Here is a 22,626-nt window from a genome sequence, read left to right on the forward strand (position 1 = left end):
CGTCACCCGGCCGACGGCCTCACTTCAGCGGGCCGCCGACCGCCGGAAGCTCCAGCACACCGGTGTCCTCCGGGGCGCTGACCACCGTGACCGGCTTGATCCCCCGGTTGCCCGAGTACGCGCTGTCGCTCGCCGCGATCACGAATTCGAGCCGGTGGCCCGCTTCGTACCGGTGGACGACACCCGGGAGTTGCACGGTGAACGGGCGGGTGACGTCCGGCACCCGCACCGGGGAGACCAGCCGGTTCACCAGCGTCCTGCCGCCGTCCGGGGCGACGTCGTACACCTTGGCGAACAGAACGAGCTTGTCGGCGGCGTCGCCGCTGTTCTGGACCCGCTCCGTCTTCGGCGAGACGACCTTCAGGGTGGCCTTCGGGGCGCCGACGACATCGAGGGGCGAGGTAAGCGGGGCGCTGGTCCAGCCGAGGTAGGTGCCCTTGGTGTCATAGGGCTTGGGGTCGGGCAGCCCGATCAGTCCGGCGAGCGAGCTCTCCGAATGGCTGGTGGGCACGAGCCAGTTGGCGTACTGGCGGCTGCCCCGGGCGACCTTGGACCGGTTGTCGACGAGTTTCCCGTCGCCGGACAGGTACAGCTTCTGCGAGAGCGCGGGTACGGAGTCCGCGGTGCCGTATCCGCTCTGCCAGTCGCGGTAGTAGGCGAAGTCGGGCCCGGTGTCGGTGTTCTTCCGGTGCTGGAGGTAGCGGTCGAACCAGGCGAGGACGCGCTGCCCCACGTAGCTGGTCTCCAAATTGCCTTTGCCCAGGTCGAGTTCACCGGGCACCTGCCCGCCGCTGTGGCCCCAGGCCTGCCAGATCATCTTGGCCGTGGTGCCCTGTGCCTTGAGGGTCTTGTACGTGGCGGTGGCCTCGTTCAGGTTGAACAGGCTGTCGGCCTGGCCCTGGACGAGCAGGGTGGGCGCCTCGACCTTGCCGAGGTAGTCGACGGGCGAGACGCTGCGCGCGTAGTCGAGCATCTCGGTGGTCCGGTCGGCCGGGTAGCGGCCGGAGTTGAGCAGCCGGATGGTGTCGCACGCCTTGGACGCGAAGTGCAGGCAGGTGAGGCTGTTGAACCGGGACGGGTCGAGGCTCGCGTTGAGGATCGCCTGCCCCTCCCCCATGAGGTAGAAGCCGTTGGTCCACTGCCATTTGAAGACCCCGGCGGTGTCGGACGAGACGCCTTCACGGGTTCCGGCGTTGTTCGGGGCGAGCGCGTACGCGAGGTCGTTCCAGGTGATCAGCGGTACGAGGGCGTCCACGCGCCGGTCGACGGCCGCGGTGGCCATCTGGATGGCCCCGCCGTACGAGCCGCCGATCATGCCGACCCTGGGGTCGCCGCTGCCGTCCCGGGTGACGTAGTCGGCCTTGGTTCCGTCGTCGGCGGCGCGGGTCCCGGCGAGGAAGTCGATGAGCCCGGCGGCCGCCTTGCCGTCGACGGCCGGGTCGTCGAGGGTGATGAGACAGCCCGACTTGCCGAAGCCGAGGCCGGAGTAGACGAGGCCGACATAGCCGCGGGAGGCGAAGGCCTTGCCGATGGCGTCGGTCGAGCCGTCCGACTTGCTGCCGCCGAAGCCGTTGGTGGCGAGCACGGCGGGGGCCGGATGCTGCGCGTCGGCCCCGGCGGGACGGTACAGATCGGCGTCGACGGTGCAGGAACGGCCGCCCGCCTGGATGGTGAACTTCAGCGGGGTGACGGTGTATTGGGAAGGCTCGGCCGCGGTCGCGCGCGCCGCACCGGTGAGGACCAGTGGTGCGGCGAGCGCGGCCCCGGCCACGTACGCGACCGACTTCCGGGAGAACGTCCGATAGCCGGACCGGGGGCGGGGAACAGCACGCGACACGAAGACCTCCACACCGAGGGCGACTTACCAACCAGTAAGTAATGAATCGCGCTCATGCTGTGACACGTGTCATAGTGATGTCAACGACCGGAACGACGTTTCCCGAACGATGCCCAACTTCTTTACGATTCGCCGCCGTTCAGCGCAGTGCGGGCACCTCGACGGTCAGGGTGGCGGGGCCGCCGTCGGCCGGGGCGTCCAGCACGGCGGGCACACCGAGCGGGACCGTGAGCGTCGTCGGGCCGTGCCCGAAGCCCAGCTCCTCGACGACGGGTACGCCCAGCGGGCCGAGCCGGTCGGCGAGCACGGCCCGCACCTCCTCGTACGGGCCGCAGCCCGCCCATGAGCCGCAGGCCACCCCCGCGATCCCGTCGAGCGCCCCGGCCCGCAGCAGTTGGGTGAGGATGCGGTCGATGCTGTACGGGTCCTCGGTGGTGTCCTCGATCACCAGCAGCCCGCCCCGGGCCGAGGTCCGGGCGTGCGGTGCGCCGAGGTCGGCGGCGAGCAGGCTGACACAGCCGCCGTAGGTGATCCCGCGGGCCCGGCCGGGGACCAGCGCCCGCGCCGCGGGCAGGCCGAGGGTCCGCACCGATTCCGGCTCGAACAGGGTGGCCCGCAGGGACTCCTGGGTGTCCGGGTCCTTGAGGAAGGTCTCGGTGCCGGCCATCGGGCCGTGCAGGGTGGCGAGCCCCATGCGCTGCGCGAACGCCTCGTGGAGCACGGTGATGTCGCTGTAGCCGATGAACACCTTGGGCCCGGCCGCGCGCATCGCCGCCCAGTCGACCAGGTCGACCATCCGGTGCACGCCGTACCCGCCCCGGGCGCAGATCACCGCGTCCACGGACGGGTCGCACCAGGCCTCCTGAAGATCCCTGGCCCTCGCCCCGTCCGTGCCGCCGAGGTAGTCCAGCTCCGGGTGGACGTCGCGGGCGTGTGGTGCCTCGACGGGCTCCAGGCCCCAGCCGCGCAGGATGTCCAGGCCCGCTTCGAGGCGGTCGGCGGGCACCGGCCCGCTCGGTGACACGACGGCGATCCTGGCTCCCGGGCGCAGCCGGGCCGGACGGGTCAGCGGTGCGAGGGTCACTTCTTCAGCTCCAGCCGCGGTACGTCGGTGCGGTCGATCCCGAAGGTCTGTGCGTACAGGGAGAGTTCGGCCTCCAGGGCGCGGATCATGGTGTCGGCGCGCCGGAACCCGTGTCCCTCGCCCTCGAAGGTGAGGTAGGCGTGCGGGATGCCGCGTCCGTCGAGCGCGGCCAGGAACCGCTCGCACTGGACGGGCGGGCAGATCGGGTCGTCCAGCCCCTGGAGCAGCAGGAAGGGGGTGGCCAGCCGGTCGACGCGGCCGACCGGCGAGCGTTCGCGGTAGCGTTCCGGGACTTCGGCGAGCGGGCCCACCAGGGACTCCAGGTACCGCGACTCGAAGTCGTGGGTCTCGTCCGTTCCCCAGCCGGTCAGGTCGAGGATGGGGTAGATGATCGTCCCGCAGGCGTAGACATCGGTGCCGGTCAGTGAGGCCGCGGTGGTCCAGCCGCCGGCGCTGCCGCCCCGGACGGCGAGCCGCCGCCGGTCGGCCGTGCCCTCGTCGGCCAGCGACTCGGCGACGGCCGCGCAGTCCTCGACGTCGACGACGCCCCACTGTTCGCGCAGCCGGTTGCGGTAGGCCCTGCCGTAGCCGGTGGAGCCACCGTAGTTGACCTCGGCGACGCCGATGCCGCGCGAGGTGAAGTAGGCGATCTCCAGGTCGAGCACGAGTGCGGCGTGGCCGGTGGGGCCGCCGTGCGCCCAGACCACGTAGGGCGGCCGCTCGTCCTCGGGGCCGGTCCGGTCGGGGTTGCGCGGCGGGTAGATGTGGGCGTGGATCTCGCGTCCGTCGGGCCCGGTGAAGGTGCGGTCCTCGGGGCGGGGGTAGTACGCGGGGTCGACGGCGTCCTTGTGCGGCGCCCCGATGACCCGGGTGCGGCCCGTCGCGGTGTCCAGCTCCACCACCTCGAACGCGCTGTACGGGCTCGCCGCGACGCCGAAGACCCGGCTGCCGTGCACGGCGAGCGTCTCGGCCCATTCGGTCCAGGGTCCGGCGGCGTCGACGAGTTCGCCGGTCTGCGGGTCGAGGATGCCGAGCGTGGTGGTGCCCTTGCCGTGGATGGTGGCGATCAGCCCGTTGTCCAGCGACCGGAACCAGCTGAGCCCGATCTTCCAGAGCGGTCCGGCGAACTCCTGCTCACGGGGGCAGAGCGCGACCATGCCCCGGTCCGGATCGGCCCGGTAGAGGTTCCACCAGCCACTGTGGTCGCTGGCGAGGAGCAGTTGCCCGTCGGCGCCCCACTCGATCTGCGGCACCGATTCCTCGGGGCCGCCGGCGAAGGACCGGGGGTGGTGGAAGGTGCCGTCCGCGGCGACGTCCGCGAGCATCACCTCGGTGCCGTCCCACGGCATCCGGGGATGGTCCCAGGCGATCCAGGCCGCCTGCCGCCCGTCGGGCGAGAGCTTCGGCCCGGTGACGAACCGGCTGCTGTCGTCGGTGAGTTCACGTACCGCGCCGCGGTCGTCGGCGGCCGAGCCGTCCAGGGGTACAGCGGCGATCACCCGGCGCAGCTCGGTGGGGCCCTCGCCGGTGAACTCCTCCAGGACGCACCACACTTCGCCCCGGTCGGGGTGGAGCTGCGGGTCGGCCCAGCGCAGCCCGCCGCCGGTGGCCGTGGCCGGGGTGAGCGGCACGGGTTCGCCCGGCCCGTCGGGGGCGTAGGCGTACAGCCGCTGGTCGGCGAAGTGGACGAAGACGATCAGCGGGCCGCCCTCGGTCCGCGCGGTGCCTGCCCACGGCACTCCGCCGTACTCGATGACCCGGCTCCGTACGTTCCACGGTGCGGGCAGCACGCTGTCGGTGCTCCCGTCCGCCCGTCGGCGGACCAGGGCGCGGCGGCCCGCCTCGGCCGGGCGCGGCTCCGTCCACCACACCTCGTCCCCGACGGTGCCGACGTACTCCGGGCGTCCGTCGTGGGAGGCGGCGAGCGCGGCGTCGATCGGCGACGGCCAGGTTCCGTGAGCCCCGGTGGGCAGCATGATCGATTCCCCCTGTAGCGGTCAGGCAGTACGCAGGTAGTGGTCGAGGACCCGGACTCCGAAGTGCAGGGCGTCGACGGGGACACGTTCGTCGACGCCGTGGAACAGCGCCTGGTAGTCGAAGCCGACGGGCAGCTTCAGCGGTGAGAAGCCGTAGCCGGTGATGCCCAGCCGGGAGAACTGCTTGGCGTCCGTGCCGCCCGACATGCAGTACGGGACGGTGCGGCCGGCCGGGTCGAAGCATTCGATCGCGGCGCGCAGCTTCGCGAAGGTCGGCGAGTCGACCGGGGCCTGGAGCGGGACCTCGCGGTGGTGGAACTCCCAGTCGACGTCGGGGCCGGTCAGCCGGTCCAGGGTGGCGTGGAACTCGTCCTCGCCGCCGGGCACCATCCGGCCGTCGATGAAGGCGGTGGCGTGGCCCGGGATCACGTTGACCTTGTACCCGGCCTCCAGCATGGTCGGGTTGGAGCTGTTGCGGACGGTCGGAGCGACCAGGTCGGCGGCGGTGCCGAGCTTGCCGAGCAGTTCGTCGACGTCGAAGCCGGGGGCGTCCAGGTCGGGGTGGATGCCGTGCAGCGCGGCGATCTCGGTGAGCGCGGCACGGACCGTCGAAGTGAGCCGGACGGGCCATTCGTGCTCGCCGATCCGGGCCACGGCGGCGGCGAGGGAGCTGACCGCGTTGTTCCTGTTGACCTTGGAGCCGTGCCCGGCCTTGCCGTGTGCGGTGAGCTTCAGCCAGGCGGTGCCGCGTTCACCGGCGGCGATCGGGTAGAGCGGCAGGTCGGGTCCGGCGTGGAAGGTGAAGGCGCCGGATTCGCTGATGCCCTCCGTGCAGCCCTCGAAGAGCCCGGCGTGCCGGTCGGCGAGGAAGCCGGAGCCGTCCTCCGCGCTCGCCTCCTCGTCGGCGGTGTACGCGATCACGATGTCGCGGCGGGGCCGGATGCCGGCCCGCGCCCAGGCGCGTACGACGGCCAGGACCATCGCGTCCATGTTCTTCATGTCGATGGCGCCGCGTCCCCAGACGACTCCGTCGCGGACCTCGCCGGAGAAGGGGTGCACGGTCCAGTCGGCCGCCTCGGCCGGGACCACGTCGAGGTGGCCGTGGACGAGCAGGGCGTCGGCGGACGGATCGGTGCCGGGGATCCGGGCGACCACATTGGTACGTCCGGGGGTGCGCTCCAGCAGGGTGGGCTCAAGACCGGCGGCGGCCAGCCGTTCGGCGACGTACTCGGCGGCCGGGCGCTCCCGGCAGTCGCCGCCGCCGCGGTTGGTGGTGTCGATCCGGATCAGTTCGGAGGTGAACGTCACCGATTCGTCCAGCGCCTGCTGGTCGACGCTTTCCCGGGGGCCGGTCGGCTCAGCCATACTGCTCCTCCACGGCGGACGAAACGATCGTCGTCACCGCCTTGAACGTGCGGATTCCTTCGTACATCGTCGCGCTGGTGTAGGCGACGCGCCGTTCGCCACTGGCCGCCACGCCGGGGACGACGGTGGCCGCCTGGGCCAGGTGCTCGGCGTCGAACTCCAGCTCCACGGTGAAGGGTCCGCCCTCCACCGGTGTGTGCCGCACGGCGAGCGCGGCGGCTTCCTTCGCGGCGGCGCGGATGTCGGCGGCGGTACGGGCCGGGGTGCGGCAGACGGCCGCGTACCGCGACACGTAGTCCTTGACGGCGACCTTGCGGGCCCGGGGGGCGTAGCCCTCGGCGTCCACGCAGGTCAGGTTGTCGCCGGTGACGAGGACGACGGGCACCCCGTACTCGGCCACCACATGCGCGTTCAGCAGCCCCTCGCTCGCGCGGGCGCCGTTGAGCCAGACCCCGGTGATGGAGTTGGCGAGATAGGTGTGCGCGAGCACGCCCTCCGCACCGGCGCCCGTGTGGTAGCCGATGAAGGCGATGGCGTCGACGTCACCGTGCTGGACGCCCTCGACCATGGAGAGGGATTTGTGCCGGCCGGTGAGCATCTGGACCCGGTCGTCGAGCCGTTCCAGCAGGAGGTTGCGCATGGACCAGTGGGCCTCGTTGACGAGGACCTCGTCCGCGCCGCCGTCGTAGAAGCCGAGCGCCGCCGCGTTCACGTCGGAGGTGAACATGGAACGGCACCGCTCCCATTGGGGAGTGCCCGGCAGCACATCGCCCGGCCAGGTCACACCGGTGGCGCCTTCCATGTCCGCGCTGATCAGGATCTTCATGCCGGGTCACGCTACGCGCCCGGGAACCGCCAGGCCAGAGCCACAGAGACGTTCAATGGTCCAGTCCTCCGAAGAGAGTGCGACGCACACCCCGAACAGCCGCATCACGGACATCCCGCCAGGGAGGCCACCCGGCGCACCTTGACACTTTCCACCACCCCAGACCATGATTCCATTAATTGACTAATGGAATTGAGGCTAGGTGCATGGCAGACGCATTCACTCCGGACGGCGGGTCCGGAGCATGGGCCCTGGAGGCCCGCGGTCTGGGTAAGCGCTACCGTCGCGGCTGGGCGCTGCAGGACATCTCGTTCCGGCTGCCGGCCGGCCGGATCTGCGGCCTCGTCGGCCCCAACGGAGCGGGAAAGAGCACCCTGTTGGGGATCGCGACCCGTCAGGTGCAGCCCACGGGAGGTGACCTCCGGATCTTCGGCGTACCCGTGGACGACCCCGAGGTCATGCCGAAGTTCGCGTTCCTCGGCCAGGACAAGCCGCTGTTCAAGCGGTTCACCGTGGCCGAGACGCTGCGCATGGGCGCCGAGCTCAACCCCGGCTGGGACATGGCCGCGGCGGAGCGGATCGTGCGGTCCGGACAGGTGCCGATGGACGCCCGGGTCGGCACGCTCTCCGGCGGCCAGCGCACCCGGGTCGCGTTCGCCCTGGCCTTCGGCAAGCGGCCCGATCTGCTGCTGCTCGACGAGCCGATGTCCGACCTCGACCCGCTGGCCCGCCACGACATGAGCACCCTGCTGATGTCGGAGGCCGTCGAGCGCGGGACCACGGTCGTGATGTCCTCCCACATGCTCTCCGAACTGGAGGACATGTGCGACTACCTGCTCGTCCTCGCCGACGGCAGGATCCGGATGGCGGGCGACGCGGACGCGCTCGTCCCGGCCCACTCGCTGGTGACCGGACTCGCCACAAACGGTGACCCGGCCGCCGCGCTGGCACCGCACACCGTGATCGAGTACCGCGTCCAGGGCCGGCAGTTCCACGCGCTGATCCGCCCGAACGGCCCGCTGCCGGGTGACTGGGTGGTCGCCGAACCGAGCCTGGAGGAGGTGCTGCTGGCGCATCTCCGCGCGCCGGACGCGCCCCCGCTGTTCACGCCCGGTGCCCGTATCGAGGCCGAAGGGAGCCACACCTCATGAGCACCACCCTGACCGACGCGCCCCGGACCGGGCGCACCCCCCGGCCCCGCATGCTGCGCGGGCTGAGCTGGCTCGTCGCGCGCCAGCACCGGGCCGCGCTGCTCAGCCTGCTCGCCCTGACGGTCCTCGGCTCGGTCTGGCTCGTCTACGAGCGCGGCCACATGAAGGACATCCTGGACGCCGCGGGCTGGCCGGGGAAGGAGCTGGCGCAGCCGATGTTCGACTCGGACAGTGTGGGTCTGGTCCTCACCGCGCTGGGCGGACTGCCGCTGATCCTCGCCGTCTTCGTCGGCGCCCCGCTCATCTCGGGAGACCAGGAACAGGGCACCGCGCAGCTGGTCACCACCCAGTCGGTGTCACGCTTGCGCTGGGTGGCGACGAAGTTCGCCTGGATCTACGCGTCGGTGCTCGTGACCACCGTCGTGCTCTCGGCGCTGTTCACCTGGTGGTGGAAGCCCTACCGTTCGGTGTTCCCCAGCCAGTGGTCGGACGGGTCGGTGTTCGATGCCACCGGTCCGGTGCTCCCCGCGCTCTGTCTCTTCATGACCGCCGTCGGCATCACCGTCGGTGTGCTGGTCCGCCGCGTCCTGATGTCCATGGCGATCACCTTCGTCCTCGCCGGGGCCGTCGGGGTCGTCTGGGACGCGATGATCGTCCACCTCGCCCCGACCCGGACGATCACCTACCCGCTCGAAGCGGACATGCCCGCCCGGCTCAACGAGTCGTTCGAGGTGGACCGCTGGATCGGCTCCGCCGACGGCCATCTCTACGGCTGGGGCCTGTGCGCCAAAGAGACCGAGGCGGCCTCCGACGCGTGCGTCAAGGAGCACGGCATCGTCAACAATGTGTACGAGTACCTCGGCTTCGACCAGATGCCGGCCATGCAGTGGACCGGGGCGGGCATCCTGCTCGCGGGTACCGTCGTGCTCACCGCGTTCGTCCTGTGGCAGGTGTCCCGTCGGCCCCTCTAGGACCTGCCGACGCAGGTACTCGGGGTTTCGGCGTTCGAACCGGAGGTGACGGCAGTGGTCGTGTTCCGTATCGACCGGCGCAGCGGAGTGGCGACATACCTCCAGATCGTGCGGCAGGTCGAACAGGCGCTGCGCATGGGTGCCCTGGAGGAGGGGGACCGGCTGCCCACGGCCGCTCAGGTGGCGGCCGAGACCAAGGTCAACCCGAACACCACCCTCAAGGCGTACCGCGAGCTGGAGCGCGCGGGGCTCGCCGAGGTCCGGCAGGGGGCAGGCACCTTCATCACTCGCTCCCTCGTCCCGCCCCAGGCGGGCGCCGACTCCCCCTTGCGCACGTCACTCACCGAGTGGCTGGACCAGGCACGGGCACAGGGCCTCAGCGGTCCGGAGGTCGACGCCCTCTTCCGGTCGGCCTTCGCGGCCGTGTATCCGGCCGGGGCGGACACCGGCTGAGGCGCGGCGCCGTACGCCTCGTGGACAAGTGGTGGCCGGTCCCCCGGTGGGGGGCCGGCCACCTTCATCACGGTGCGGGGTAGTCGCCCGTGGCGCCGTCGGTCCGCTCGCGCAGCAGGTCCGCGTGGCCGTTGTGGCGGGCGTACTCCTGGATCATCACCAGGTACACCCAGCGCAGGCTGACGGTCCGGCCCCGGGTGGCGTACACGAAGGTCTCGTCGAGGCCGCGCCCCGCCACCGCGGCCTCGCACGCCTCGGTCTCGGCACGGTAGGTGGCGAAGTCGCGCTCGGCGTGGGCGGCGTCGACGCCTTCGATCCCCTCGTCGCCGTCGCCCGGACCGGTGAAGACATCACCGATCGGCTCACCAGCGAAGCTCCGGCGGAACCACCAGCGTTCGATCTCCGCCATGTGCCGCACCAGGCCGAGGAGCGTGAGGCCGGAGGGCTGGGCGGTGGTGCGGGCGAGCTGTACCGGGGTCAGCCCTGCGCACTTGGTGAGCAGCGTCTCGCGGTGCCACCGGAGCCAGCCCTCCAGCATGACCCGCTCGTCCGCCGCGCTCGGAACGTTCAGCTGGTCGCCGTCGTCCGTCGTGCGTTCGATGTGAGGTGCCGTCCATGTCATGGCGGCCATCCTCACACCACCGGCCCCACCGGCTCAGGTCAATTCCCGCAGGAGCGGCTCCGGGTCCGCGAGCAGGAACAGATGACCGCCGTCGGGGACGGTGCGCAGCTCGGCACCCGGGATCTGCGCGTGCGCCCAGCGCGCCACCTCGACGGGGACGTTGCCGTCCGCGTCGCCATGGAGGAACAGGGTCGGTACGGAGACCGAGCCCAGCGGGTCCGGCAGCGGGCGCGAGTAGCCGGCGAGGTCGGTGACGGCCGCGTCCACGCCCTGGCGCTGCCCCTCGGCGGTGTCCACCTCGGACAGGGCCCGGAAAGCCGGGGTGCTCATGATCAGCCGGTCGGAGCGGGGCCAGGCGTCGAGGTTCGGCTCGCGCCTCGTCTTCTTGAAGATCCCCTTCCCCGCGAGCATCGGCCGGGCGATCACCGGGGCCCAGACTACGATCCGGTTCAGCCACTTGACCAGCGGAATCCGGCGCGCGTACGCCGAGCGGGGCGCTCCGGGGACGGCGGCGCACGCGAGGATCAGCCGCGTGACCCGCCCGGGGTGCTGCTGGGCCGCCGAGAGCGCGTACCCGCCGCCGCCCGAGATCGCCACGAGCGTGGCCCGCTCGTGGCCGAGGTGGTCGAGCAGGGCCACGAAGTCGTCGTTCCAGCGGTGGAAGCCGCGACCGGGTACGGGGTCGGTCCCGCCATAGCCCGGACGGTCCGGGAAGACCAGATGCAGGCCCGCGTCCGTCGCCGCCTGCCGCAGCGCGAGCCCCTCGTAGCGGCTGCCGGGGGTGCCGTGGAGCACGATCACGGGCGGGGCGGCGGGGTCGCCGTACGAGCAGTACGCGATGCGGCGCCCGCCCGGGGCCGTCAGACGGTGCGTCTCGGGCAGGTCGGTCACGGTCGGGTCCGTCTCGGGCAGCTCCGCCTCCCGCGTCTTCGGCGTCTGCGAGGTCTTCGGCAGGTCCTGCGGGGAGGGGGTCATCTCTGCTCCTCGTGGGATACGGGGGTGGCGGCAGCGGCGGCGATCCCGCCGATGACGAAGTCGAGGCCGAAGGAGAACCGGCGGTCGTAGTCGTGGTGGTCCGCGAACACCGACGCGGCCCGTAGTTCCGGCGGAAGCTGGTGCAGTTCCAGGTCGCCTCGGCCGAGGCGGATCGCCACATGGCCGGTGACGAAGTCGTGCAGGGTGCCGTACGCGTACGCGGCGGCCTCCTCGTCGAGCCCCGCGTCGCGCAGCGCCGCCACGACCCGGTACGCGACGTCGTCGGCGCCGGGCCCGACGAGCGAGGCGCGGCGGTGCGCCTCAAGGATGACGGGGTGCCGCATGAGCAGGTCGTGGAGCGTTTCGGCGAAGAGCCGGAGGATGCCGCGCCAGTCCTGCGGCCAGTCCACCGACCGGGTCACCTCGCCGACGATCCGGGACACCAGCGCGTGCTGGAGCGCGTCGATGCCGCCCGTCGTGCGGTGGATCGCCATCGGTGACACCTCCAGCCGGTCGGCCAGCGCGCGGAAGGTCACGGCATCGAGCCCCCGGTCGTCGGCCAGCTCGGTCGCCGCGTCCAGGATCGCGTCGAGCGTCACCGCCCGGGGACGGCCGCTCTTGGGAGTGCTTGCCTTCTCGACCACCATGCCCGCACCATATCGATACGCGTAACGAAACTTCAATGGGAGCGCGCATGACGGAGTTGCACGACCTCACGGCTCTACAGCTGGCCGCCGCCTACGAGCGTGGCGAGACGAGCCCGACCGAGGTGGTGGACCACCTGCTGGCCCGGATCGCGGCCGGTGACCGGGTAGGGGCGTTCACCACCGTGTCGGCCGACCGGGCCCGCATCGCGGCGGCCGGGGCCGAACGCGTCCTGCGCTCGGCGGACCGCACCGGACTGCCGCGCCTGTTCGGTGTACCCACCGCGGTCAAGGACCTGGAGGCCACCGCGGGGGTGCGCACCACGCTGGGCTCCGCGCTGTTCCGCGACTGGATTCCGGAGCACGACGACGAGATCGTCCAGGTCATGGCCGACGCCGGGCTGATCAGCCTCGGCAAGACGACCGTTCCCGAGTTCGGGGCCGCCTGCTACACCGAGCCCGAGGTGTCCGCCCCGGCACGCAGCCCGTTCGACCTCGCCCGGAGCGCGGCCGGCAGCAGTGGCGGCGCGGGCGCGGCGGTCGGTGCGCTGCTGGTGCCGATCGCGCAGGGCAGCGACACCGCCGGTTCGGTGCGCTCCCCCGCGAGCGCCTGCGGGGTGGTCGGGCTCAAGCCCAGCCGGGGGCTCGTCACCGCGGGCCCGGCCGGCAATGACGGGATGGGGCTCTCCGTGCGCGGCCCGCTGGCCCGCACGGTCCGCGACACCGCCGCGTTCCTGGACGCGCTGACCACCCGTACCGGGGCCGGCACCGTGCATCCGCCCCGGGTCGGCAGCTACGAGCGCGCCTGCGACGCGCCCTTGCCACGGCTGCGGATCGCGCTCGCCCAGGGGTCGGTCTCGGGCGCGCCCGTGGATCCGGAGGTCGCCGCCGCCGCGGAGCTCACCGCCCGCACGCTGGCCGGGCTCGGCCATGATGTGTTCGTCCGGGACCAGGCGCCGGACCCCGAGCTCATCGAGGGCTTCCAGGTGATGTTCACGGCCCTGGTGGGGTCCAGGACCATGGCGTTCGACGGGTCGGCCCTGCGCCCGATCGTCCGCCATCTCCGGTCCCGTGCACAGGAGTTCACCGCTGCGGAGCTGGCCGCCTCGATCGGCGCGGTCCAGGCCCGCGCCCGCGCCTGGGCGCTCGACTACGCAGAAGCGGACGTGGTGGTCACCCCGACCGTGACCGCCCCGCCCACCCTCGTCGGCCGGCTCCGTGACGACTCGGACCCGGCGGCGGAGCTTGCCGCGATGACCGCGTTCACGGGGAACACCGTCCTGGCGAACGCCACCGGGTTCCCCGCCATCAGCCTTCCGCTGGGCTGGAGTTCGCAGGGCCTGCCGCTGGGGGTCTCGCTCACGGCCGGATGGGGCCGCGAGGATCTCCTGCTCGGCGTATCGGCCCGGCTGGAGGAGGCCCTGCCGTGGGCCCACCGCTACGGCGAGCGAGCCGGGACACGGACACCGGCGGCGGACCGGGCCTGACCGGACCGCCTCCGCCGGTCCGGTCATGGGCCGGTCGGGCCCGGGTCCGACCGGCCCCCACCGGGCCCACTGCACTCGACCGGGCCCGGTACGGCTACTCGCCGGTGGCGCCGTCGATACGCTCCCGGAGCAGGTCCGCCTGGCCGTTGTGGCGTGCGTACTCCTCGATCATGTGCGTGAGGATGTAGCGCAGCGAGAACACCTCTTCGCCGTAACTCCCGGTGATGTCAAGGGACTCGGCGGCCTCGACGGTGGCCCGGGAGCGCGCGCACTCCTCGTGCCAGATCCTGAACGCCTCCTCGGGATCGGCGTCCGCCACCTCGAACTCGGCGAACTCGCCGGGGTTCGGCCCCGGCCAGTGCGGCGGCGCCACCTCGTCCTTCAGCACCCGCCTGAACCAGGACCGTTCGACCTCGGCGAGATGCCGGACGAGCCCGAGCAGGGTCAGGTCCGAAGGAGGCACGGCCGCCTCCCGCAGCTGCGCCCCGGTGAGCCCGGCGCACTTCATGGCCAGGGTCTCGCGCTGGTACTGGAGGAATCCGCTCAGTGACGCGCGCTCGTCGCCCACCTGCGGGGGCCTGCTTCTCGGCTCTTCGCTCATGGCGTCATCATGCCGAGCACGGCAGCCGTGCGCCCGTGATTTCCACCGGGGCCGATCAGGCTCCCGCAAGTCCGCCCTGAGCCCCGGCGCCACGCAGCAGGGTGTCCACGACGCGCGTGGCGAGCGCGTCGGCGTCCCCGCCTTCCACCCCCTCCTTGGCCGCCTCGTGGATGAGGCCGTAGTAGACGCGCCGCGTCCAGTCGAGGTCGATGTCGGGGCGGAGCACGCCCGCCTCCTGGGCACGGCGGAAGAGCCGGGCGCAGGTGGCCCGGACCTCGGCGTGGAGACGGGCCGCCTCGGGGTGACTGTCCTCGGCCGTGCGGTTCATGGCGAACGACCAGTCGGTCTTCACGCGCAGGACATTGGCGGTGACCTGGTAGAGGGCGACGAGCGGAGGAGCGGCGTCCGGGCGGGCGGCCTCCACGGCCTCGGCGAACTGGCGGGCGGCCCAGCCGGTGAGTTCGTCCAGCAGCGCCTCACGGGTGGCGAAGCGGCGGTGGACGGTGGTCCGGGCGACCCCGGCGGCCCGTGCGAGCTGCTCCATGGTCGCCGCCGGGTTGGCGGCCAGGACACGCTCGGCCGCTTCCAGGATGGTCCGCACCGTTCGTTCGGTGTCCGCCCGGAGGGGCCGTTTCGCCTGCTGCTTCTGCACCGTCATGGCGAAACGCTACATCAGCATTCCGCCGAAGCCTCAATTTGCAACACGAATGTTGCATGTATTACCTTCACCGCGTCGAAGAGGTAGCAACTCCGCTCCTCTCTACGGGGATACGACATCAGGGGGCAGTCATGCAGCACCGGATTCTCGGGCGCACCGGAATTTCCGTGAGCAAGTTCGCCCTGGGCACCCTGCACCTGGGCGCCTGGGGGAACAGCGACCACGACGAAGCGACCCGGCTGATCCGCACGGCGCTGGACGGCGGGATCAATTTCATCGACACCGCCGACCAGTACTCCGGCGGCGAGGCCGAGGAGATCATCGGCAAGGCCCTGCACGGCCGGCGCGACGAGGTCGTGCTCGCGACCAAGGGCCACTTCCCGGTCCGGATGGGGGACGACGATCCGAACCGGCGCGGAAACTCCCGGCGTTGGCTCACCCGGGCCGTCGAGGACAGCCTCCGCCGGCTGGGCACCGACCGGATCGACCTCTACCAGGTGCACCGCCCCGACCCGGCCACCGACATCGACGAGACGCTGTCCGTGCTGTCCGACCTGGTGCGCGCGGGCAAGATCATGGCCATCGGCACATCGGACTTCCCCGCCGAGCAGCTCGTCGAGGCCCAGTGGGCCGCAGACCGGCGCAACCACATCCCCTTCCGCACCGAGCAGCCGCCGTACTCGCTGTTCGTACGCGGCATCGAGGCCGACGTGCTGCCCACCGCGCAGAAGTACGGACTCGGCGTGCTGACCTGGAGCCCGCTCAACAGCGGCTGGCTCACGGGGCGGTTCCGCCACGGCGAGCCGGTCGAACTGGACGCCTTCCGCCGCGTAGTGGCCCACAAGTTCGACCTCGAACTGCCCGGCAACCGCCGCAAGGCCGAAGCCGTCGAGGAACTGCTGACGGTGGCACGGGAGGCGGGTGTCTCGCTGACGCACCTGGCGCTGGCGTTCGCGGCGACCCACCCGGCGGTCACCTCGGTGATCCTCGGGCCCCGCACCGTCGACCAGCTGACCGACCAGCTGGCCGCCGCCGAGCTCCGTCTCGACGACGAGATCCTGGACCGCATCGACGCGATCGTCCCGCCCGGCGTCACGCTCAACCCCTCGGACACCGACTACCGCAGCCCGGCCCTGGCCGCCGCGGCGCGACGGCGCGGGCCCACGGGCTGACCCGCCGCGGCGGCCCTGTCGTCGAACCGGGCGGCAGACGGCAGTTCGACGACAGGGCCTACCGCCGGCCTCCGTCCCGACGCTCCGCGGGCGCCAGCACGTACCAGCGTGACGGCAGCTCGACGCGGGTCCCGTCGGGCAGGAACTCGGTCTGGGCCAGGGCGGTCGCACCGCCGGCCAGTGTGGTGAGACCGGCCTCCCGGAGCAGCCGCTGTACCTCCTCCTCCGTGGCGCTCGCCGGCTTGAGCCCGTACTGAAGCACCCGGCGCAGCTTCTCCGGCGGGCCGTCCGGCCCCTGCGCCACCAGCTGGAGCACATCCTTGGAGGCCGGGGTCGGCTCGACGACGAAGGCCCGTCCGCGCTCCCCCAGCAGCGCCGCGACCGCCGCGGCGACGGCGGGCCTGGCCCCGGGCTCGCTCTGGTGGATCACCGCTCGCATGTACACATTGGTGTCGCCGATCCGCTTGTGCAGGTCCGCCACGGCTTCCTCGTCGACGAGATCGAGCTGGGCGAACTCGGCGACGCCCGCGGTGTCCGCGCGGCGGGCGTGCGCGATGGCCGCGTGCGCGAGGTCCACACCGATCGCGCGGTCGAAACGGGTCGCGAGATAGCGGGTCTGCGTACCGTTCCCGCAGCCGAGGTCGACGACGGGCAGCGAGGTGTCGGCGTGCGGCAGCAGACGTTCGGTGTCGGGTACGGAGGTGAGGGAGGGGTCGGAGTCCCAGATCGCCTCGCCGGGCAGGTCCGAGGTGGCGGCCCAGAAGCCCTCCCACGCCTCGCGGTAGTGCTGTGACACGTCCATGCGCGCTCCCCGGTCCGTTCGTCGTGCGGTGTTGTGCTCAGGACCGGACTACCGTCCCGGGACGGCAGCGGCAAGACCCCGCACAGCATCCACCCGCTCGTGGCGAGGACTTCACCAGGTGTGCGACCTGGGCCCCGGGATCCCGTTCAGCGCCTGTTCGAACCAGACGGTCTTGCCGTGGGCCGTGGTGCTGGTGCCCCATTCGCGGGCCAGGCTGCTCACCAGGAGCAGGCCGCGTCCGGACTCGTCGTGGGTGGCGGCGTCGAGCAGTGTGGCCGGGGCGGGTTCGTCGTCGCTGACCTCGCACAGCAGGGCGCCGGTGCGGACCAGGCGGAGCACGATGTGATGGGACCGGCCGTGCTTCACCGCGTTGGTCACGAGCTCGCTGACCATCAGCTCGGCCGACTCCACCGCGTCCGACAGCTCCCAGTCGAGCAGTTTCCCGCGCACCAGGCGTCGCGACCGCGCCACTTCTCGTGGATCCAGGGCGAGTTGCCACTCTGCGACATCGACTTCCGAGATGCCGTTCAGCCGGGCCATCAGCAGCGCCACGTCGTCCTTGCGGCCTCCGCTCGGGTTCAGGGCGCGGATGATCGTGTCGCAGGCGTCGTCCATGGAGGCGGCGGGATGGGCCGCCGAGGCGCAGAGCGCGGCGAGCCCGGCCCCGATGTCCTGGCCGCGCACCTCGACCAGGCCGTCGGTGCACAGGATCAGACGGTCGCCGGGCCGCACCCGTACGGTCGCGGTCTCGAAGGCGACGCCGCCCACACCGATGGGGGCGCCGGTGGGCAGGGTCAGGAGTTCGGCCCGCCCGTCCTCGGCCCGGACGAGCACGGGCGGGATGTGCCCGGCGTTGGCGATCCGGACCTCGGAACGGATCGGGTCGTAGACGGCGTAGAGGCACGTCGCCAGGTACTGCTCGCCCAGGCGCTGCGCCAGGTCGTCCAGGTTGCGCAGCAGTCGGGCCGGCGGCACCTCCATCGTGGCCATGGTCAGTACGGCGGTACGCAACTGACCCATCATCGCTGCCGAGTTGAGGCCGTGCCCCATGACGTCGCCGACCACGAGCGCGGTCCGGGAGCCGGGCAGTTTCACCGAGTCGAACCAGTCGCCGCCGACGCGTCCGAGCCGGGTGCCGGGCAGGTAGCGGGTGGCGATGTCGCAGCCGGCCATCCGGGGTGCGACCTGGGGCAGCATGCTGTCCTGGAGCGTCTCCGCGACGTTCTCCTGGTAGGTGTACATCCGGGCGTTGTCGAGTACCAGCCCGGCGCGGGCGGCGAGTTCGGCGCCGGTGGTGCGGTCCATGCCGTCGAAGGGCTCACGGCCGGGACGGCGCATCAGGACCATGAAGCCGAGGACCACGTCGCGGGCCTTGAGCGGCACGATCAGCAGGGAGCGGTGGGTGATCAGCGGGCGCAGGTCGCGTTTCTCGAACTCGCCGGAGATCCGGTTGCTCAGCTCCTCGCTGACGTACCGGACGAGGACGGGTTCGCCGGTGACCATGCACCGGAAGAACGGGGTGTGTTCGGGGAAGGCGATGGACTCGCCGACCGGGACGGTGTCGTCCCAGCGGCCGGGCTCGTCGTTGTGCTCGACCCAGACCCGGTGCCAGACGGTGGTGACGTCGGGCGGCCCGTCGGGGAAGCCCTCGCCGGCCAGGACGGCGGCGCGCAGATGCGTACCCGCGAAGTCTGTGAAGCGGGGTACGGCGGCGCTGGTGACCTCGCGGATGGTGCGCTCCAGGTCGAGGGAGGTGCCGATGCGGCCGCTGATCTCGTTGAGGAACTCCAGCCGTTCGCGGACCGCCGCGTATTCGAGGTCGAGCTCGGGGCGGGGCGCGGTGCGGGGCACGGGCGATCCGCCGGTTTCGCCCGGCGGGCCCTGGACGGGGAGCCGGGAGGTGCGTCGCGGCACACCCCACTCGGGGGTGACCGGGACCTGGCTGCGATGGCTGAATTCCAGTACGGGATAGCCGAGTTCGAGGACCTGGGCGACGATCCTGGTCGCCTCGCCGACGCTCATGCTGGGCAGGATCTCGGGCAGTCGGCCCGCCAGTTCCTGGTAGCCGGGAAAGTCGGTGTGGAGCGCGAAGGCGGGGGCGACGGTCCCGGTGTCCCGGCCGTCCACCTCGCCGTCCCCGCCGAGCCGTCCGGCGTCCGCGGCGAGCACCAGGAAGCGCTCGGCCCCCGGGCCGACCAGCGGGTAGGCCCACCACAGGACGTCGATCCGGCCGCGCTCCGGTTCGTCGATCCGGGCCCGGCCCGTAGCCGGGTACGAGAGGTTCCCGCCCGGCGGTCCGTCGAGTTCGGATCCGAGTCCGCAGACCGGACCGGGGCCGCCTCCGGAGCGGCCCTCCTCTTCCACCCGCCCCAACACGCCGGAGATCGGGAGGAGTTCACCGGCCGGGCAGCCGACCGCCTCGTGCCTGGTGACGCCGAAGAGCCGTCTGGCGCCGGTCGACCAGTGGGAGACGAGCCCGTCCGCGTCGACCACCGCGACGGCCAGCGGCACACGGCCCGTCATGGCGCCGCTCGGCGACGTGGTCCGCTGTGGCGGCACCTCGGGTTCCATGGCTGGGAGGCTCCTTCCCCACCGCTGCGTTCCGCGGTTCGTGGCTCCACGGTACGGCTCCCGTGTCCGGCACCCGCCGGTCATCGGCGGAATCACCCCCAGGGGTGGTGCGCCCGGCGCGCGGAGCGGCCCGGCCACGGGTCGGGGCCGGCCGGGGAGGCCGGCGGCCGGCCCTTCGTCCCTCCGGACGGTCAGTCCTCGTGCCCCAGTTGGAGGTCGCGTTCGGTGCGTCCGCCGCCCGCCACCTGGAGCACGGTGGCCACGGGCGGATACCCCGCCGCGATCACCGTGTACTCGCCGGTGGACAGGTCCACGAACCGGAATGCCCCGTCGGGGCCCGTGGTGAGGGTGTCGACCACATTGCCCGCCGCGTCCAGGAGCGTGACCCGGGCGTCCTCGACCGGCCGGCCGCCGCTCGCCCGTACGACGCCGCGCAGCACCGCGCCGCCGGCGAGCTCGATGTCCTGCCGGGTCTCCCTGGCCGCCTGCACGCTCACCGGCAGCGCGGCGGGCCGGAAGGCGGGGGCGCTGGCGGCGAGGGTGTACTCCCCGGCCACCAGCTCCGAGATCACATAGCCGCCTTCGCGACCGCTGCGGGTGGACGCGACGACCTCGCCGCGGACGTCGGTGAGGGTGACGGCGGCGTCGCGCACCGGGATGCCGTCGGCGGTGACGACGGTCCCGGCGAGGCGCCCGGCCCCGCCGAGCACCACATCGAGCTCGACGGGCCGTTCGCCCACGGTGACACTGACGGCCTGCGGCTGGTGGCCGCCGGCCGCGGCGATGAGGACGTACGAACCGGCGCCCGGCACGCTCAGCGCGTACCGCCCGTCGTCGCCGCTGGCGCCCCGTCCGACCTGCTGGCCCTGGACGTCGATGAGGGTGAGGGCGGCGCGCGGGACCTTCGTGCCGTCGGGGTGCTGGACGCTGCCGCAGACCGGCACTCCCGACAGGTAGACGGGCGGCGGAGCGGCGGCGGCCTCGGTGGTCGTGTTCGTCAAGTTGGTGCGGGCGGCCGGAACGGTCATGGACTCGGCGGCGTTTTCGGGGCTGTGGTGGGACACCAGCGGTTTCTCCTTGAGGAAGAAGGCGAAGAACAGGCCGAGCGCGAGCACCGGCACGAGGTAGAGGAAGATCCGCGGCATCGCGTCGGCGTACGCCTGGACATAACTGTCGCGCAGCGCGGGCTCCATGGCATGGACCAGCTGCGGGGTGATCGACCCGGGGTCGGGGAGGTCGGCGCCGGACGGCAGGCGGACGGCGAGCGCGTCCGCGAGGCGGCCCGCGAAGAGCGTCCCGAAGACGGCGGCGCCGACGCTGCCGCCGATCTGCCGGAAGTAGTTGTTGGCGCTGGTGGCGGAGCCGATGTCGGCGGGCTCGACGGAGTTCTGCACGGCGAGCACCAGGACCGGCATGATCAGCCCGATCCCGATGCCGAGCACGGCCTGCGCGATGCTGTATTCGAGCCGTGGGGTGTCGGTTTCGAGGCGGGAGAGCAGCCACATCCCGACCACCGAGATCGCACTGCCGAGGATCGGGTGGACGCGGTAGCGCCCGGTGCGGGAGATCAGCTGGCCGGAGACGACGGACGCGATGACGATGCCGCCCATCATCGGGAGCATCAGCAGCCCGGATTCGGTGGCCGTGGCCCCGTCGACCATCTGGAGGAAGGTGGGCAGATAGCTGGCGGCGCCGAACAGTCCCACCCCGACGATCGCTCCGACGAGCGCGGTGACGTTGAAGATCGAGTCGCGGAACAGCCGGAGCGGGATGATGGGTTCGGCCGCCCGGTGCTCGACTACCAGGAAGAGCAGGGCTGTTCCGAGGGCGCCGACCCCCAGCCCCAGGATGGTGCGCGAGCCCCACGCGTACTCCGTTCCGCCCCAACTGGTCAGCAGCACCAGGCAGGTGGAGGCGGCCGCGAGCAGCAGCGCGCCGAGGACGTCGAGCCGGGGCCGGACGGTGGGCCTGGGGAGTTTCAGTACGACGGTGATGACGGCGAGGGTGACCAGGCCGAACGGGACGTTGATGTAGAAGCACCAGCGCCAGGAGGCGTGGTCGGTGAAGAAGCCGCCGAGCAGCGGGCCCGCCACGGACGCGAGGCCGAACGCGGCGCCGATGAGCCCCATGAACCGGCCGCGTTCCCGGGGCGGCACGACATCCGCGATGATCGCCTGGACCCCGATCATCAGCCCGCCGCCGCCGATGCCCTGGACGGCGCGGAAGGCGATCAGCTCGTCCATGGTGCGGGACCAGCCGGCGAGCGCGGAGCCGATGACGAAGACGACGATGGCGAACTGGAAGACGCCCTTGCGGCCGAAGAGGTCGCCGAGCTTTCCGTAGATCGGCAGTCCGATCGTGGAGGCGAGCAGATAAGCGGTGACGGCCCAGGACATCTTCTCCAGGCCATGCAGCTCGCCGACGATCTTCGGCAGCGCGGTGGCGACGATCATCTGGTCGAGCGCCGCGAGCAGGAGCGTGAGCATCAGCCCGAGGAAGATCAGCCGGATGCGCCGGGGACTGGTCTCCGGTCCGTCGTACGGGGCCGACGCCTGGTCCCGTTCCACCGCTTCCGTCTCGGCGGAGGGCGGCAAGGGCGGCCCGGCGGGTGACGCGGCAGCAGCCTGGGCGGTCCCCGTGCCGCCCGGCTCCTCCTCCAACAGAGTGATCCCACCCACCACGTGCCGCTCCCCTCGTCGCATCTGCGCCGCCCATTTCTGCCATTGGGCGAGAAGGGAGGGCAAACGCGACGGGGGGCGCTGACGGCGCACTCGGGGGGCTTAGCCCCCGGTGGGAGCCACTACGGCGCACCACTGGACGGGCCGGGAAAACCACCCGAACCGGTGAGGCCGGTCAAGAGTCCGGCGGGCTACTTCTCGACCTCGGCGGCGAGGTTCTGCAGCAGCTCGTCGTAGATCCGGCCGAGGCCCTTGGGCGCGAAGGTCCTCTCGAAGAATCCGCCGATGCCTCCGGCGCCGTTCCAGACGGTCGAGACGACGGCCTTCGACCTGCCCTCGCCGGCCGGGGTGACGGTCCAGGTGGTGACCATCGAGGAGTTGCGGTCCTTCTCCACCAGCTGGCCGTCGGTGGGCTCGCTGACCTCCAGCAGGCAGTCGCGGACCCGCTTGCTGGTGGCCTGGAGCTTCCAGTGGACGAGGGTGCCCTCGCCGTCACCGCCCTCGCGCACCTCGTACTCGCTGAAGTGTCCGGGCAGCACCTTGCCGCGGACTTCCTTGTAGTCGGCCAGCGCGTCGAACACCGTCTCCGCGTCCGCGGCGATGACTCGCTCTGTCGTGGCCTCGACCTGCGCCATGGCTGTTCCTCCAGCACTCGGTTGTTCGGGGGTGTGCTGAGCCAACCACCTCGGGCACGCCGCTCAAAATCCGGGCCGGGACGAAGGGGAGAAAACGATCAAGGGAACAAGTGTTCTA

The 22,626-nt window shown here is 71.9% G+C and carries 19 protein-coding genes; 5 read left to right on the forward strand and 14 right to left on the reverse strand.

Annotated features, from left to right (window positions below):
• Nucleotides 1-19: 19 nt before the first annotated feature.
• The 5 genes from OG842_RS06710 to OG842_RS06730 all read right to left on the reverse strand — a co-directional run bounded on the left by OG842_RS06710 (nt 20) and on the right by OG842_RS06730 (nt 7,088).
• Nucleotides 20-1,849: a CocE/NonD family hydrolase gene (locus OG842_RS06710; RefSeq protein WP_443063968.1), complete on the reverse strand. Its 1,830-nt coding sequence runs from the start codon at nt 1,847-1,849 to the stop codon at nt 20-22.
• 127 nt (nt 1,850-1,976) lie between these two features.
• Nucleotides 1,977-2,921 (reverse strand): S66 peptidase family protein, encoded by a 945-nt coding sequence (locus OG842_RS06715; RefSeq protein ID WP_266728371.1) that lies wholly within the window; start codon nt 2,919-2,921, stop codon nt 1,977-1,979.
• Nucleotides 2,918-4,897, reverse strand: coding sequence for a S9 family peptidase (locus OG842_RS06720; RefSeq protein WP_266728372.1), 1,980 nt, complete (start codon nt 4,895-4,897; stop codon nt 2,918-2,920). Before OG842_RS06720 ends, OG842_RS06715 begins: the two co-directional genes overlap by 4 nt.
• Before the next feature lie 21 nt (nt 4,898-4,918).
• Nucleotides 4,919-6,262: a M20/M25/M40 family metallo-hydrolase gene (locus tag OG842_RS06725; protein WP_266728374.1), complete on the reverse strand. Its 1,344-nt coding sequence runs from the start codon at nt 6,260-6,262 to the stop codon at nt 4,919-4,921.
• Nucleotides 6,255-7,088 carry a M55 family metallopeptidase gene (locus OG842_RS06730; RefSeq protein WP_266728376.1) on the reverse strand — a complete coding sequence of 278 codons (834 nt, stop codon included), beginning with the start codon at nt 7,086-7,088 and terminating at the stop codon, nt 6,255-6,257. The genes OG842_RS06725 and OG842_RS06730 overlap by 8 nt, the downstream gene beginning before the upstream one ends.
• A 206-nt stretch (nt 7,089-7,294) precedes the next feature.
• Between OG842_RS06730 and OG842_RS06735 the strand changes: the two genes are divergently transcribed.
• The 3 genes from OG842_RS06735 to OG842_RS06745 are packed head-to-tail and all read left to right on the forward strand — an operon-like array spanning nt 7,295 to nt 9,663.
• Nucleotides 7,295-8,239, forward strand: coding sequence for an ABC transporter ATP-binding protein (locus tag OG842_RS06735; protein ID WP_266728378.1), 945 nt, complete (start codon nt 7,295-7,297; stop codon nt 8,237-8,239).
• Nucleotides 8,236-9,210, forward strand: a complete 975-nt coding sequence (locus OG842_RS06740; RefSeq protein ID WP_266728380.1) for an ABC transporter permease — start codon at nt 8,236-8,238, stop codon at nt 9,208-9,210. Before OG842_RS06735 ends, OG842_RS06740 begins: the two co-directional genes overlap by 4 nt.
• 45 nt (nt 9,211-9,255) lie before the next feature.
• Nucleotides 9,256-9,663: a GntR family transcriptional regulator gene (locus tag OG842_RS06745; RefSeq protein ID WP_328512116.1), complete on the forward strand. Its 408-nt coding sequence runs from the start codon at nt 9,256-9,258 to the stop codon at nt 9,661-9,663.
• A gap of 67 nt (nt 9,664-9,730) precedes the next feature.
• On the opposite strand, the gene OG842_RS06750 is transcribed toward OG842_RS06745, so the two are convergent.
• Genes OG842_RS06750 through OG842_RS06760 form a run of 3 tightly spaced genes read right to left on the reverse strand, consistent with a single transcriptional unit; the run spans nt 9,731 to nt 11,907 of the window.
• Nucleotides 9,731-10,285 carry a DinB family protein gene (locus OG842_RS06750; protein WP_266728402.1) on the reverse strand — a complete coding sequence of 185 codons (555 nt, stop codon included), beginning with the start codon at nt 10,283-10,285 and terminating at the stop codon, nt 9,731-9,733.
• 33 nt (nt 10,286-10,318) lie between these two features.
• Complete coding sequence (locus OG842_RS06755) at nt 10,319-11,260, reverse strand: alpha/beta fold hydrolase (protein ID WP_266728404.1); 942 nt, start codon at nt 11,258-11,260, stop codon at nt 10,319-10,321.
• Nucleotides 11,257-11,907: a TetR/AcrR family transcriptional regulator gene (locus OG842_RS06760; RefSeq protein WP_266728406.1), complete on the reverse strand. Its 651-nt coding sequence runs from the start codon at nt 11,905-11,907 to the stop codon at nt 11,257-11,259. Before OG842_RS06760 ends, OG842_RS06755 begins: the two co-directional genes overlap by 4 nt.
• Nucleotides 11,908-11,954: 47 nt before the next feature.
• Between OG842_RS06760 and OG842_RS06765 the strand changes: the two genes are divergently transcribed.
• Entirely contained in the window at nt 11,955-13,391 is a 1,437-nt protein-coding gene (locus OG842_RS06765) for an amidase (RefSeq protein WP_266728408.1), read from the forward strand.
• A 94-nt stretch (nt 13,392-13,485) separates the two neighbouring features.
• Here OG842_RS06765 and OG842_RS06770 read toward each other — a convergent pair whose 3' ends face one another.
• Entirely contained in the window at nt 13,486-13,992 is a 507-nt protein-coding gene (locus OG842_RS06770) for a DinB family protein (RefSeq protein ID WP_266728410.1), read from the reverse strand.
• Nucleotides 13,993-14,047: 55 nt separating this feature from the next.
• Entirely contained in the window at nt 14,048-14,650 is a 603-nt protein-coding gene (locus OG842_RS06775) for a TetR/AcrR family transcriptional regulator (protein WP_266728412.1), read from the reverse strand.
• 131 nt (nt 14,651-14,781) lie between these two features.
• On the opposite strand from OG842_RS06775, the gene OG842_RS06780 reads away from it, so the two are divergent.
• Nucleotides 14,782-15,822 carry an aldo/keto reductase gene (locus OG842_RS06780; protein WP_266728414.1) on the forward strand — a complete coding sequence of 347 codons (1,041 nt, stop codon included), beginning with the start codon at nt 14,782-14,784 and terminating at the stop codon, nt 15,820-15,822.
• Nucleotides 15,823-15,880: 58 nt separating this feature from the next.
• Here OG842_RS06780 and OG842_RS06785 read toward each other — a convergent pair whose 3' ends face one another.
• The 4 genes from OG842_RS06785 to OG842_RS06800 form a co-directional block, all read right to left on the reverse strand.
• A complete protein-coding gene (locus OG842_RS06785) occupies nt 15,881-16,624 on the reverse strand; it encodes a class I SAM-dependent methyltransferase (protein WP_266728416.1) in 744 nt (247 codons plus the stop codon).
• A 111-nt stretch (nt 16,625-16,735) separates the two neighbouring features.
• The gene (locus OG842_RS06790) at nt 16,736-19,195 is read right to left on the reverse strand and encodes an ATP-binding SpoIIE family protein phosphatase (protein WP_266728418.1); all 2,460 of its coding nucleotides are present in this window, start codon (nt 19,193-19,195) and stop codon (nt 16,736-16,738) included.
• A 191-nt stretch (nt 19,196-19,386) separates the two neighbouring features.
• A complete protein-coding gene (locus tag OG842_RS06795) occupies nt 19,387-21,876 on the reverse strand; it encodes an MFS transporter (RefSeq protein WP_266728420.1) in 2,490 nt (829 codons plus the stop codon).
• Between the two features lie 188 nt (nt 21,877-22,064).
• Entirely contained in the window at nt 22,065-22,508 is a 444-nt protein-coding gene (locus tag OG842_RS06800) for an SRPBCC family protein (protein ID WP_266728422.1), read from the reverse strand.
• Nucleotides 22,509-22,626 lie beyond the last annotated feature (118 nt).

Source organism: Streptomyces sp. NBC_00376 (genome assembly GCF_036077095.1).
Taxonomy (GTDB): Bacteria; Actinomycetota; Actinomycetes; order Streptomycetales; family Streptomycetaceae; genus Streptomyces.